This window comes from Streptococcus sp. CL6.22 (assembly GCF_049738055.1).
GTDB lineage: Bacteria > Bacillota > Bacilli > Lactobacillales > Streptococcaceae > Streptococcus > Streptococcus mitis_DJ.
Map to the genome: position 1 here is coordinate 41,219 of NZ_JBKOTV010000003.1, position 14,261 is coordinate 55,479.

8 protein-coding genes are annotated in these 14,261 nt (G+C 39.2%); all 8 read right to left on the reverse strand.

Annotation, left to right across the window (positions count from 1 at the left end):
- Positions 1–506 precede the first annotated feature (506 nt).
- On the reverse strand, positions 507–8,039 hold the full coding sequence (locus tag ACLNCW_RS02035) for a YSIRK-type signal peptide-containing protein (RefSeq protein WP_424845284.1): 7,533 nt from the start codon (positions 8,037–8,039) through the stop codon (positions 507–509).
- Between the two features lie 571 nt (positions 8,040–8,610).
- Entirely contained in the window at positions 8,611–9,300 is a 690-nt protein-coding gene (gene rplA, locus ACLNCW_RS02040; RefSeq protein WP_001085675.1) for a 50S ribosomal protein L1, read from the reverse strand.
- A gap of 97 nt (positions 9,301–9,397) precedes the next feature.
- Complete coding sequence (gene rplK / locus ACLNCW_RS02045; protein WP_001085806.1) at positions 9,398–9,823, reverse strand: 50S ribosomal protein L11; 426 nt, start codon at positions 9,821–9,823, stop codon at positions 9,398–9,400.
- A 122-nt stretch (positions 9,824–9,945) separates the two neighbouring features.
- A complete protein-coding gene (gene ldcB, locus ACLNCW_RS02050) occupies positions 9,946–10,662 on the reverse strand; it encodes an LD-carboxypeptidase LdcB/DacB (protein WP_424845285.1) in 717 nt (238 codons plus the stop codon).
- Positions 10,663–10,664: 2 nt separating this feature from the next.
- The gene (locus ACLNCW_RS02055; RefSeq protein ID WP_424845286.1) at positions 10,665–11,135 is read right to left on the reverse strand and encodes an HIT family protein; all 471 of its coding nucleotides are present in this window, start codon (positions 11,133–11,135) and stop codon (positions 10,665–10,667) included.
- 1 nt (position 11,136) lies between these two features.
- Positions 11,137–12,174 (reverse strand): M42 family metallopeptidase, encoded by a 1,038-nt coding sequence (locus ACLNCW_RS02060; protein ID WP_424845287.1) that lies wholly within the window; start codon positions 12,172–12,174, stop codon positions 11,137–11,139.
- Between the two features lie 97 nt (positions 12,175–12,271).
- Positions 12,272–13,597, reverse strand: coding sequence for a branched-chain amino acid transport system II carrier protein (gene brnQ, locus ACLNCW_RS02065; RefSeq protein WP_049547254.1), 1,326 nt, complete (start codon positions 13,595–13,597; stop codon positions 12,272–12,274).
- Positions 13,598–13,873: 276 nt separating this feature from the next.
- Positions 13,874–14,161, reverse strand: a complete 288-nt coding sequence (locus ACLNCW_RS02070; protein ID WP_070529013.1) for a rhodanese-like domain-containing protein — start codon at positions 14,159–14,161, stop codon at positions 13,874–13,876.
- Positions 14,162–14,261: the final 100 nt, after the last annotated feature.

Here is a 14,261-nt window from a genome sequence, read left to right on the forward strand (position 1 = left end):
TAATTATAATATCACATTTTAAAACATTTTGCAAGTACTTTTGTTTTGAAATATCAAACTTCTACAAAACTTTCAGTTTTTATTTTATATTTTTCAATCTTTACAATTGATTTTTACGAATTTTATACCGTTTTTTAAATAATATAGTTCGTGTTTTAAAACCATGGTTTTTTGGATGTTATTTCCAAAAATAACCTATTTAAATTTCAATTAAAATTATCGTATTTTTATAATTTATATAAATGGATAAACTGGATTTATAGAGCTTGTTGCCACATTTATATTACCATTTTTAATCTTTCTATTTTGATGTACTAAAGATGCTGATTCATCCAAATATTTCATTATTCGGTTTTTAACTTATCAAAAAATTTCAAAAAAATACCTTAGCTTTCTCAAAAATTTTTCAGTTATTTTTCTGGTTAGCAAAAAACTGATGAATCATTCGATTCATCAGTTTTCCGGATAGTTTGTTCACTCTTAACAAATCATATCAATTAGAAATCTTAATCTTCCTTCTTCTTGCGAGCTACAAGTCCAAATCCACTCAAGACTCCAAGAAGTCCAAGTGCCGCAAGACGGGCATTGTCTTCTGTACCAGTATTTGGCAACTCTTTTTGACCTTCAACATATTTAGGTGTTGCTGGTTGTTTTGGTTGCTCAGGCACTGCTGGCATGTCTGGAGTTACTGGTTTCTCAGGGCTTGTTGGCTCTTGTGGAGAAACTGGTTGTACTGGTTGACTTGGTTCAACCGGTCTTGGAGTTGGCATCTCAACTTTTCTAAAGATATGTCTGATATTTCCATTTGGATCAGTCACAGTCTTGACATATTCGTAACCTGGAATTGTTCCTGGCTCTTTAGAACCTGGTTCCGTTGGTTTCAATGGATTTCCATTCTCATCAGTCCAAGTAGTTGTATTTTGCTTACCTGGCTCTGTTTGAGGAATAAGTGGTGTTGAAACTTTCTCATAAACGTGTTCTACATCACCATTTGGAAGTTTCTTAGTCTCTACGAAGCGGTAACCTGGGATATCTTTCTTAGGTTGGTCGCCATCTTCTGTTGGATAACCTGGAATTTCATTACCGTCTTTATCCTTAAATGAAGTCTTAACCTTTTCATAGATGTGTTCTGTGTCTCCGTTTGGAAGAGTCTTAGTTTCTACGAAGCGGTAACCTGGAATATCTTTCTTAGGAGTTGTACCTTCTTCAGTAGTTGTTCCTGGAATTACATTGCCATCTTTATCTTTATAAGTTGTTGTAACTTTTTCATAGATGTGTTTTGTATTTCCTTTTTCGTCTACTTCAGTTTTAACAATCTTGTATCCTGGGATATCTTTAGTTGGTTTAGTTCCATCTTCTGTTGGTGAAAGTGGGTTGCCATCTTTATCAACGAATGAAGTATCAGGACGAACTGTTGGTGTATATGTAGCAGTAACTGGTGTACCGTTCTTATCTACACGTTTAACTGTCACACCTTTAGCTTTTCCTACGAAGTCTTTTTCTGGAGTGAATGTTACTTTACCATCTTTGTCGATAGTGTAAGTTCCTTCTCCTGGTACAACTTTTGTAGTTGTTCCATCTTCGAATGTTGGTGGTACATCTTCATCGATTGGTACATTAGGGTTTCCTGGGGTGAAGACTGGTGTTCCAGTTTGTTGTTGGCCTTTAGGACCTTCAGATTCTGCAGGTGTTCCAACTGGTGTTACTGGAGTTACTGTTGGGGTGTATTTAGCCGTTACTGGGGTACCGTTCTTATCTACACGTTTAACTGTTACTCCTGTTCCCACTCCTGTGAATGTCTTCTCTGGTGTGAACGTTACTGTGCCGTCTGGTGCCACTGTGTATGTTCCTTCACCTGGAATTGTCTTAGTTGTTGATCCATCTTCGAAGGTTGCTGGTACTTCGTCATCCATTGGTACATCTGGGTTACCTGGTGTAAATGTTGGTTTGCCGTTTTGTTCTTTACCTTGGATGTCTGTTGTTTCAGCTGGTGTTCCTTCTGGAGTTACTGGAGTTACTGTTGGGGTGTATTTAGCTGTTACTGGAGTACCGTTCTTATCTACACGTTTAACTGTTACGCCTGTACCTACTCCTGTGAATGTTTTCTCAGGTGTAAATGTTACTGTTCCATCTGGTGCAACTGTGTAAGTTCCTTCTCCTGGAATTGTCTTAGTTGTTGATCCATCTTCAAAGGTTGCTGGTACTTCATCATCCATTGGTACTTCTGGGTTACCTGGTGTAAATGTTGGTTTTCCAGTTTGTTCTTTACCTTGGATATCTGTTGTTTCAGCTGGTGTCCCTTCTGGAGTTACTGGTGTTACTGTTGGGGTGTATTTAGCTGTTACTGGGGTACCGTTCTTATCTACACGTTTAACTGTTACGCCTGTTCCTACTCCTGTGAATGTTTTCTCAGGTGTGAAGGTTACTGTTCCATCTGGTGCTACTGTGTATGTTCCTTCTCCTGGAATTGTCTTAGTTGTTGAACCGTCTTCGAATGTCGCTGGTACTTCATCGTCCATTGGTACTTCTGGGTTACCTGGTGTGAATGTTGGTTTACCGTTTTGTTCTTTACCTTGGATGTCTGTTGTTTCAGCTGGGTCTGCAGTTGGAGTTACCGGAGTCACGTTTGGTGTATATTTAGCTGTTACTGGGGTACCATTCTTATCTACACGTTTAACCGTTACGCCTGTTCCTTTACCTGTGAATGTCTTCTCTGGTGTGAACGTTACTGTGCCGTCTGGTGCTACTGTGTATGTTCCTTCTCCTGGGATGACTTTTTCTGTTGAACCATCTTCGAAGGTTGCTGGTACTTCATCATTCATTGGCACCTCATCAGCACCTGGTGTGAATGTTGGTTTACCTGTTTGTGTTTTACCTTGAATATCTGTTGTTTCAGCTGGGTCCGCGGTTGGGGTTACTGGAGTTACTGTTGGTGTATAAGTAGTTTCTACTTTTGTTCCGTTAGTATCTTTAGCAACAACTTTGGCTGGGTCTGGTGTGCCTGTGAAGTCTTTGTTTGGTTGGAATGTAATTACTCCTGTTGTTGGATCAATTGTGTAGGTTCCAACTTCTTTACCATCTTTAAGAGCTGGCATTGTGGTTACTTCATTACCACTTGGGTCTACCAATTTAACAGTTGTCTTATCAATTGGTGCTACTTCGTCACCTTGTTTGAACATTGACTCTGTTTCCTGAGTTTGTGGTTGACCTTGTTTTCCAGTTGTTTCTTTTGGTTCTGCTGTTGGTACTACTGGGGTTACTGTTGGGGTGTAAGTTGTTTCTACCTTAGTTCCGTTAGTATCCTTCGCTACAACCTTAGCTGGATCTGGTGTGCCTGTGAAGTCTTTGTTTGGTTGGAATGTGATTACTCCTGTTGTTGGATCAATTGTGTAGGTTCCAACTTCTTTACCATCTTTAAGAGCTGGCATTGTGGTTACTTCATTACCACTTGGGACTACCAATTTAACAGTTGTCTTATCAATTGGTGCTACTTCATCACCTTTTGTGAACATTGTCTCAGTATCTTGTGTCTGAGCTTGTCCTTGTTTTCCAGAAGTTTCTTTCGGTGTGGCTGTTGGAACTACTGGAGTTACTGTTGGAGTGTAAGTTGCTGTTGCTGGTGTTCCATTCTTATCTTTAACTTCAACAGTTGCTGGATCTGGTGTACCAACAAAGTCTTTGTTTGGTTTAAACGTTACAACACCTGTTAACGGATCGATTACGTATTTACCAACTTCTTTTCCATCTTTTGTAGCTGGAATTTCTTTGTCATCAACTGGTTGTCCATTTACTACAAATTTAGCTGGTTGCTTTTCGTTAATAGTAATTGGAGCTGTTTCATCACCTTGTGTAAATTTAGGTGTTCCTGTTTGCTCTTGACCTTGTTTACCACTTGAAGTTACACCCTCTCCAGTTGGTACTACTGGTGTTACTTTTGGAGTATACGCCCCTTTTGAAGTAACCGGAACTTTGTTTCCTTCTGAGTCAGTTGCTGTTACTGATACTTGTACATTAACACCTTTAGCTTTTCCTGTAAATGTTGGAAGTGGTTCAAATGTTACTACACCTGTTGTTGGATCGATTGAGTATGTTCCTTCTCCATCAACTACCACTTTACCTTCAGCATTAGCTCCTTCTAATGAGTATGCTGCTGTTGTCCAGTCAACATTTGTGCCATCAAGTGTATTATCTGTGTTATTTAATTCAGAGAAACGATCTTTTCCAGAAATAGATGTTTGAGTTTGACCTTGTTTTCCTGTAGTTTCATCTGCAGATGGTGCAATTCCGTATACAGTTGGTGTATATGCATTTTCTACTGCTACTGTTACTGGATTTCCTGATTCATCATTAAATGTTACATCAGCCGCTACTGTTACTGGATTTGCAGTTCCTACAAATCCTTCTACTGGAGTGAACGTCACTTCACCTGTCGTTGGATCTACAGTGTATGTTCCCTCTTCTGTTGTTACAGATTCAACTTTTGCCCCTGTTTTTGGATCTACTAGTTTATAATTTGATACTGTAGTTCCTTCTTTTCCATCATTGAAATTGTCGGCCATTGAGTCAGTTTGTTTTTGACCTTGAGCGCCTGATGATTTCTCTGGTTCTGTTACTACGATGTAGTAAGTTGTTTCTGCTACTGCATCTTCTGTAACTTCACCAGCATCTGTTCCATCTACTGTTGGAGTTGTCACAACACCGTTTGAGTCTACTGCTCTTGCTGTTACCTTGTAACGTCCTTTTTGAGATAATACATAAGCATTAGCTTTAGCTAGGTTTGCTTCTGCAGCTGTTTTAAGAGCTTCACGCGCAGTTTCTACCGCTTTTTCAGCTTCTAAAGCTTCTTGACGAGATGCATTAACTGCTGTATCACGAGTTGCTACCGTTCCTTTCGCAGCTTCAATATCCGCTTCAAGTTTCGCTTTAATTTCTTTTGCTATTTCCAGTGTTTTCTGAGCCATTTGTTGGGCTGTTGGCGAAATCGTACGTAATTTTAAGTTATCTAATGCTACTTGAGCATCTTCTACAGCTCTTGTTTGACGATCTAATCTTTCTTGTAAGCTTGCTAAATCATTTTGAGCATCTTGTTGTTCTTTTACAGCTGTTGCTGCCGCTTGAGTTTTAGCTGCAGCTGTACGTTGTGCTTGAATATAAGCTGTTTCTTCTGCTTGAGCTCCATCAAAAGTAGTTACTGTTCCATCTGGTGCAGTTGCTGTTACTTTTGTTTTAATAGTATCAGAATCTGTAGCTGATGTTTTATCATCGATTGTATCTGTGAATGCTACATTTGCTTTAGTAGATTTAATTAAGTCTACTGATGTACCTTTTGTTTCTGAATAACTTGTTGAAGTCCCTGTTGGTTTATCATTTTGAATTGATGCTAAGTCTGTTCCTACTGCTTCACGATAAGCTATATATCCGCTAAATCCTGAAGTTGTTGAAACTTTCCATCCCGCATTCGATTTAGTAGCTGTCACCGTAGACCCATCAGATGCACTCCATTGATCAGATGCAGAATCATAACTTACTTTAATAGTTCGCCCTTGAGTTGAAGAAGTTTGATCATTCGGTAATAATGTTTCTGTTCGGAACACATCACCTACAGCTGTTACTTCACCATTTGTACGAATTTCAGCAATCTTATCAGCTAGACTTGTCGCTGTAGATTTAGCATTCCATGTACGTGTAAATTCGTAAACAAATAACTTAACATCACCGTTAGCTTGTGCTTCTGTATATACACGTCTTTCTGTAAGAATTGAATTATCTCCACTTTCTTCAAGTTGATATGCATCTTCATTTGGAAGTGTATATTTACCTGTCGCACGGTTAAATGTCGCTGTATATTCTTTGTTGTTATGATCTTTAACAGTTACCGTCTCACGTTGTAAGTGTGCTTGTACTTTATCAGTTGTTGCTTTAGCCGCAATACTATCAACACCAACGTATTTTGTAGATTCCGGAGTCACTGTTAAGTTAATAGTTGATTCTCCTGAAGCCGCAACTGCTCCTAATACCGCGCCTTCTTGAACTGCTGTATTTGTAGTACCTGCTGCAACTGTCCAGTTACCATCTTTAGCTACAAGTTTTGTAACTGTTCCATCTGGCATTGTGATTTCTGCTTTGTTAGCTCCATTTGAAATTGTAACTGGTACACTTGTTGCATATGCTTCAACATTCTTAACAGTAATCTTAGGTGCTACTGCGATTGTAATATTTTCATGAGCTTCTTGACCATTCATGTTCCATGCAGAAGCCGAGTTATAGTCTTTCGCCATAGCTGCTACAGTAAAGATTCCTGCTTCTGTTGGTTTACCTGTGATTAAACCTGTTTCTGGTGCATAAGTTAACCCCGGAATAGTATCATCAAGTGATACAGGTTTTTCACCATTTTTACCTAAAGTCTTACCATTTAATGTTGTATAAGCAGTAACTGTTTGAGGATTATTCATTGATTTAACAGTTGTTCCATCAGCTGCCACAAATTCTGCTTTTTTAGCAGTTGAACTTGGAGCAGTTTTTGATCCAGCTACAAACTTAGAGCCATCTTCACGTTGATAGTTTGCTCGTGTATCTCTATTTACTCCATCATTATCTACATATTGTAGACTATGGCTTACATCTTCCCCAATAGTAACCATTGTTGAAACACCTTGAATTCTAGGTGCTGTTGAATCTTGCCAACCAATCCAACCAGCTTGTAGGTCACGGAAGTACACTTTTTGCTCAGTATCACCTTTTGCTACAGTTAATTCATAACGGAAGTCGTACACCCCATTCTGGATATTGGCTCCGATATAACCTTCTACAGTATCCGAATTTGCGTTATAGCCTAAACCTGGCGGCAAGTTCATTGGAGTGACTTTCTTGATAGTATAGCCTGCTGTTTTTGCTGCATCGTTTAACTCGAAACGTTTTGTTACATCTTTTAGATAAACATAGTGGTTACCTTGTTCATATGTGTATCCATAAATTTCTGTTGCTAGATATTCATAAGCTCCACCTGATCCATATGGGTTAGTATTATTATTTTGACCACTTGCACGAAGCTTATTATTCCACATCGCTGCTTCACGTCCAAGTTTTTGTGCTTCTGTTTTTGATAACGGAAGGTCAGTACGTGCTCCAGTACCAGGTTGTGGGTTGTTTTTAGCAACTTCTTCTGTGTTTTCTGATTGGAATCCTTTTACATAAATTCTATATGCAGCATTGCTATCTAATTCTTTATACGTTTTACCAGTAGCTGTTGCAAACTCACCGTTTTCTTTTCTAAGTTCGGTAGATGCTAGTGTATACCCTTCATTAGCTGAACGTAGGTTTGAACCTTCTACTAGTTCTTTACCGTTACGCTCATCTTTTGAACCTGTGTTTTCGATAGCGTTTGAGTCAGATTTTTTCTCTGTATTTTCCGCTTTCTTTCCGACAGTTTCTTTACCATTGGTAGTATCTACTGCTGGTGTTTCTTTCTTTTCTACTGGTTTATTTTTTAATTTTGAGTTAACAGTTGTAACAAGTTTGTTGTAGGCAGCCTTCAATTCATCTTGGCTTGTAGCATTTGAAAGAGCTGTCTTAGCTGCTTCCAAGTCAGCATTCAAAAGAGCCAAACTTTCGTCTGTCTTGTTTGCATATTTTCCAGAAGCGAGTTTCCCAGCTACTTCATTAACATAAGATTCAAGCTGAGACTTGTCTAGTTTAGGAGCAGCTTCTTCTTTTGTAACTTCTTCAGTTTTTTGTACTTCTTCCTTTTTAGACTCTTCTACTTTAGGAGTCACTGCTTCAGGTTTAGCTTCTTCTTTAACTTCCTTATTGTCTACTACAGGAGTTACAACTTTATCCTGATTATCTTCAGTATTAGCTGATACTACAGCTACATCAGAACCATTCCCATTAACTGCTGTTTCTGAGGCTGATACTGCACCATTTCCAAGGAACATCAAACCAGCCGCAATCGCTACTGATGCTGCTCCAAAGCTATACTTACGAATTCCATAACGGATGTATTTTTCTACTCTAAAATCTTGTTGTTGCTTGCCTTTCATCGAGACTAACAACCTCCTTTTATTTTCATCATGTTTATAGATATAGTAAAAATTAAAACCTCTTCATATCATTCATCAATGAAGGAATTGCTCAAGTACTATATTTTTCCGAAACATGTATATTCATTCTATCACATTAGCTAGATATATTCAATTCATTTGCTTGAAAAATAACATGAAAATTTCAATTTTTATCTATGTCATTCTCTAAAAAATAGTAAAAATTGTCTGAATTATATAAAATAATCTACATTTTTTAGCTTTTTCCACTATTTTTTGACATTTCAACACATTTTCGAATCTGCTTTCTCTGTATAAATGTATATTATTTTGAATTAAATTTTATTTCTATATATTTTATTTTTTGTATATTTATTAATTAAATCCGTTTGATTTTTTTCATGAATCTTTTAACATATGTATTTTAACATTTAAAAGTATATTTGAATGCTAATCTCAGCTAAATACATTTAGAATTTCTGATTTAGCTGTTAAAAATTCTCATTTAAAGTTGGGTAAGAGCAAAAAAAAACGAGCACTTTCGTACTCGTTCTCTGATATAAACTACTGATTAAAGTGAGTTTACGTCAACTTTGATACCTACACCTTGAGTAGTTGTGATAGTCAAGTTTGTTACGTAAGTTCCTTTAGCTGTAGCTGGTTTTGCTTTTTGGATTGTTTCGTTGAAAGCTTTGAAGTTTTCAACCAATTTTTCAGCTTCAAATGATACTTTACCGATGATTGCTTGAACGTTACCTGCACGGTCAGCACGGTAAGTGATTTTACCACCTTTAGACTCTTCAACTGCTTTAGCAACATCCATTGTTACAGTACCAGTTTTAGGGTTTGGCATCAAGTTACGTGGTCCAAGGACACGTCCAAGACGTCCAACAAGAGCCATCATGTCAGGTGTAGCGATAACTACGTCGAAGTCCAACCAACCGTCGTTGATTTTAGCAACAAGGTCGTCTTCACCAACAAAGTCTGCACCAGCAGCTTTTGCTTCTTCAGCTTTTGCACCACGTGCGAAAACAAGAACGCGTGAAGTTTTACCAGTACCGTTTGGCAATACCATTGCTCCACGGATTTGTTGGTCAGCTTTTTTAACATCGATGTTCAAGTTGTAAGCAACTTCTACAGTTGCGTCAAATTTTGCAAAGTTAGTTTCTTTTGCAAGTGCTACAGCTTCTTCTACGCTGTATGCTTTTGTGCTGTCGATTTTCTCAAGAGCAGCACGAAGTTGTTTGCTTTTTTTAGCCATTTTCTATTCTCCTTGTAAGTGGTTCAATCGATTTTCATCTCCCACGTCACTTCTCGAAATGATGAAGTCTTGCGGGTTATATTGGGGGTGTTATTGATTAGTCAACAACAGTGAATCCCATAGAACGAGCAGTACCTTCGATCATACGCATTGCAGACTCAATGTTTGCTGCGTTCAAATCTGGCATCTTAGTTTCTGCAATTTCTTGTACTTGTGCACGAGTAACTGTAGCAACTTTAGTTTTGTTAGGTGTACCTGATCCTTTTTCAACACCTGCAGCTTTTTTCAAAAGAACAGCAGCTGGTGGTGTTTTAGTGATGAAAGTAAATGATTTATCTTCGTAAACTGAGATAACAACTGGAATGATCATACCAGCTTGGTCAGCTGTACGAGCGTTGAACTCTTTTGTGAATCCCATGATGTTGATACCAGCTTGACCAAGAGCAGGTCCAACCGGTGGAGCTGGTGTAGCTTTACCAGCAGGGATTTGCAATTTTACAAGTTTTTCGACTTTTTTAGCCATTTTTAAATCCTCCTTTGTGGTTTTGGCGGTAATTAAAGATTTTTACCTCCCACAAGCATGCTTTACACATACTCATCTATTATACACTATTTATCTAGAATTGCAAGAGAAAAGTTTATTTTTTAATCGACGTAATCTCCGCCTTCAAAGCCGTAGTATTCTTCCAAACTGAGACCACTCTCAGCAATTTCTTTTGCTTCTTTTCCGACATATCGAAGGTGCCATTCCTCAGCCATATATCCTGTTTCTTTTTCTTTACCTTTGAGATAACGGACAACAAAGCCATAATCAGCAGCATGGTCCAAGAGCCATTGGGCCGCTTTTTCTTCTGTTACCAAATCACCATTTGTCCCAATCACATCAAAGGCTAAACCTGTCTGGTGTTCGCTATAGCCAGGTCGAGCAGAATAACGGTCAGCTGCTGCCTTCCCATCTTGGTTGACATAATCTTGATAGAGCTTGGTCTGAGTTTCATAACTTCTAAAACCACTGTAATGATCACTAATCGGGAATCCTGCCTCTTGCATAGCTTTAATGAGTTTGACCAACTCAGCCTTGGCTGTTGGATTTTCCCCTGGATTGTAGTCTTTTGACAATGGGTAGTGTTTATTGGCTACGATGATTTCATCGTATTTCCCTTGGATGCTGTAGTAGTCTCCTTTGTTAACCACTTCTGCTTTTTTGGGGGCAGCTCCTTTAGACTTACTGCCGACTGTTCCATCAGCTTTAGCAGTTTGTTCTGTCTTAGCTGCGCCATCTTCATTTTTTGCTTTTTCTTGTGAACAAGCTGCTAGACTCAAGGCTAGCAAAGCTGTCAAGATAAGGTATCTTTTTTTCATTTCTACTCCTTTATTTCTAATAGTTTATCTACTTCTATTGATAAACGTTTAACTAATCTTTCAATCTCATCAGTTTTTGCTTGGCAGGTTTCTGCTGTCATTTCTTCAAAAGGAACCCACCAGACTGGACCACGTCCATTGAGACCGTGACCATTCATGTCACCTCTTCGTCTAGGAAACAGATGCCAATGAAGATGGGCATCGCCATTTCCTAGCAGTTCGATATTCATTTTCTCAGCAGCAAAGGCCTTGGCAACTGCCTCTTGGACCACACTCATTTCTTCTAGAAAACGGAGTCTTGTCTCCTTTTTCAAATGGTGCAATTCGGTGACATGTTCCTTGGCTAGAAAGAGACTATAGCCTGCAAAATACTGGTGGTCTCCAATCACAAGATAGCCTGTTTCCAACTCTTTGACAAAATAGGGATTTTCTCCCTTCTTGATGAGCTCAATTCTCTGGCAAATCAAACACATATCAATCTACCAATGCGCTCTTAAGATAAGCATCAACCATACGTTCCGTTGCGACCACCGAATCAATATGAGTGCGTTCATATGAGTGACTAGACTCAATACCAGCACCGAGAAGGGCGTGTTTGACTTCTGCACCTGCAGACATAGCCGCTGAAGCGTCCGAACCATAAAACGGATAGATATCCAGCTTAAATGGAATATCTTGATCTTTCGCCAAAGCAACCAAATGTTGACGGAAGTCATAGTGATAAGGGCCTGAAGCATCCTTGACACAGATAGACACTGTATATTCGTCTGTTTGCTGGTCATCTCCCATAGCTCCCATATCCACAGCCAGATATTCGACTACCTGAGCAGGAATACTAGAGTTAGCACCGTGTCCCACTTCTTCAAAGACTGAAAAAGCGAAATGGGTTGTTACTGGCAATTCAATCTTCTCTTCCTTATAAATACGAAGCAGGTTAAGCAAAATTGCTGCACTGACCTTGTCATCCAAGTGGCGAGACTTGATAAAACCTGTCTCTGTCACGACAGTTCGTGGGTCAAAACTGATAAAATCACCGACCTCAATCCCCAAGGTACGAGTTTCTTTTTCATTGGTTACTTTGGCGTCCAAACGCACTTCCATATTGTCCTGCGTGCGTTCTGCCGTTCCTGCATCCTTGTAGACATGGCAAGAAGTTTGGTGGATGAGGATGGTTCCTGATACCTTTTGACCTGTGCTAGCCACATGAACGGTACAGTTTTCACCTTCAATCATGTTCCAAGGAAAACCACCGATACGATCCAGCTTGAGACGGCTGTCTGGTTTGACAGCACGGACAATAGCACCCAACGTATCCACATGGGCAGTCACATAGCGATGCTCCTCATCATTTTGACCTTTGATGGTCACATTGACACCGCCCTTAGCTGTGCGAACCGGCTGGTAACCAAAACCTTCTATAGTCTTGACTAAATAGTCCGAAATCTCCCGAGTGAAGCCCGTTGGCGACGCAATGGCTGTCAGTTCTTTGATATATTCTACTGTTTGATTCATTTCTTCACCTCTTTTGCTACCTATTATAACACATTTATCATCGGATAAAAAAAGAAAATCACTCCTGTAGACTTGACTACAAAAGTGATTTTAGTGATTATTCCATTTCAAAAACATCGCTTTCTTGCTTGTTTGGTAGAACCAATGAGAGCAAGATTCCGACAATGGCTGGTACCAACCATGGGAGTGATGCCTTAGCAAAAGGAAGAGCATTGACAAGATTTGCAAGAAACTCAACTTTAAACGAGCTTCCTAGTACGCTTGCAATGGCAATAGCTGTAACAACAGCAATTGTCAACTGCATACCTGGTTTTGAAAGAGCCACAAATTTGTTGACAATGACAATCATAACGATAGCAATCGTGATTGGGTACAAGATAACCAATACTGGAATTGAGTACTTGATAATCGCATCAAGACCCAAATTAGCAATGGCAAATCCAATAAAGGTAAAGGCTGTCGCATAAACCTTGTAGCTGATTTGCGGGAAGCGCTCATTAAAGAACTCAGCTGTTGACACAATCAAACCAACTGTTGTTGTGAAGCAGGTTACGGTAACCATAGCTGCAAGGAAGAGTTGAGCTGTTGAGCCAAAGATTTCTTGAGTGGCTTGTGACAAGATGTAGACACCTGGTGTTCCACCCTTCATCGCTTCAGCTGGTACTGGGAAATGATTTCCAAGGAAACCTAAACCGATGTAAAGAGCGCTGAAGGCAAGGGCAACAACGATACCAACAACCCAAATAGTGGAAATGTATTCTTTCTTACTTGAAAATCCAAGTTGTTTCAAGGTTTGAACTGCGATTACACTGAAGGCAACTGAGGCAAGGGCGTCCAAAGTATTATAACCTTCTAAGAATCCTGTACCAAAAGCAGAAGCTTGATAAGCAGCTGAAGCAGCTTGAGGACTTGTTCCACCGTATTTTAAAGCTCCTAAAACAACTAAGATAACAATCAAAATCGCAAAGACTGGCGTTAAAATACGGCCGATACGGTCTAAGATTTTTGATGGATTGAGCGAGATTAGATACGCTGCTGCAAAGTAAAGAACCGTAAAGACAATCAAGCCAAGTCCTTTATTTGCATCCGATAAAAGGGGACTAATCCCTACTTCGTAAGCTGTTGTAGCTGTACGTGGGATAGCAAAGAATGGACCGATTGACAAGTAAAGAACTGAGAGGTAAAGAGTCGCAAACCAAGGCGCTATCTTTGTAGAAATCTCGTAGATATATCCTTTAGGATTTAGCGTTCCAATAATAAGAGTCAAGACGGCGATACCGACACCTGAAAAGACAAAACCTGCGATGGCAGGAAGAAAATGTTCTCCAGATAGAGCACCTAGAGAAGGCGGAAAAATCAAGTTCCCCGCACCAAAAAATATTCCAAACAGGAGTAAACCTGTTAGGGCACCTTTTTTAGCCATGAAAATCTCCTTCATATTTATAAAATACTGACCTAGTATATCATGAATAGGAGTATGAAAAAAGCTTCACGAAGTAAATATTGAATGTTTTCAAGATTCTTAAAAATGAGAATTGTCTAAAAATAAAATTCTCCTACCCAGTTCACGCCAAGTAGGAGAAAATTCTAATGTTTATACTCTTCGAAAATCTCTTCAAACCACGTCAACTTCACCTTGCCGTACTCAAGTACAGTCTACGGCTAGCTTCCTAGTTTGCTCTTTGATTTTCATTGAGTATTAAAGTTCTTCAAAGGCCATCATGCCACCTTGTACATTGATAACCTCATAACCTTGTTCTGATAGGAATTGGCAAGCACGCGCCGATCTCATTCCAGATTTACAAATAACATAATGTAACTGGTCCTTGTCCAACTGATCATAGATATCGGCTAATTGACTCAGAGGAAGATTCTGAGCACCTTCTAAATGAAGAGTTTCAAACTCATCCACTTCTCTCACGTCCACTAGAGAAAGTTGGTCATTTTGGTAAAGCTGGTAAAATGCGTCAAAGGTTATTTCTTTCATTCTTTTTCTCCTAATACTCTTCGAAAATCAAATTCAAACCACGTCAGCGTAGCCTTACCGTACTCAAGTACAGCCTGCGGCTAGCTTCCTAGTTTGCTCT